Origin of the sequence: Bradyrhizobium sp. 17 (assembly GCF_023073515.1) — a bacterium.
Classification (GTDB): domain Bacteria; phylum Pseudomonadota; class Alphaproteobacteria; order Rhizobiales; family Xanthobacteraceae; genus Bradyrhizobium; species Bradyrhizobium canariense_D.
In genome coordinates, this window is sequence record NZ_JADPJQ010000087.1 from 1 (window position 1) to 625 (window position 625).

Below are 625 nucleotides of genomic sequence, written 5' to 3' on the forward strand. Positions count from 1 at the left end.
GTGAGGTCAAGCTCTCCTTGAACATCCTTGCCGGGTCCATGGTTCTCTCCGCGGTAGGGGCGTGCCCTCCGCATGATGGCGTAAGATGACGTTAGCGGATCAATGTGTGAAGCGCGCTTTGCCCTTTCGAGCACCGCAAAGCCAGGGGCGATCTCACCAACGCCAGCGTCCCGGCAGGGACGTTCGCTCCCGCTGTTCGGCGGGAACTCGTTATCCATTATGCAGGCTGATCAGCAGCATCCCTTGATGACCATTTAAATTCGGTACCATCGATCCACATCCGATGCAGAATGACAGCAAGTTTTCGGGCAACCGCAACCTTGGCTTTGCGTAGGCCGCTTCGTTTCGCAAGCCGAATACCCCACGCTTTTAGTGCTGACCATTTTGCTACGCGCGTCAGCAGCACATTGGCCGCCTCGTAGAGGTAACTTCGCAGCATCTTATCGCCGCATTTCGAGATTCGGCCCGTCCAGTCAATCTCCCCGGATGCGTATCGGCGAGTCGTTAGCCCTGCGTAGGCTCCGACGCTTCGTGACCTCTTGAAGCGAGCGGGGTCATCGATCGTCGCAAGGAAGCAAAGGGCCGTGACCGGGCCGACGCCAGGAGCCGTCATGAACCGTCGCAC

1 protein-coding gene is annotated in these 625 nt (G+C 58.6%); it reads right to left on the reverse strand.

The window, feature by feature from the left end:
- Positions 1 to 217 precede the first annotated feature (217 nt).
- Positions 218 to 625 (reverse strand): transposase (locus IVB13_RS16815; RefSeq protein WP_247489724.1); only part of this gene is annotated, 408 nt, incomplete at its 5' end.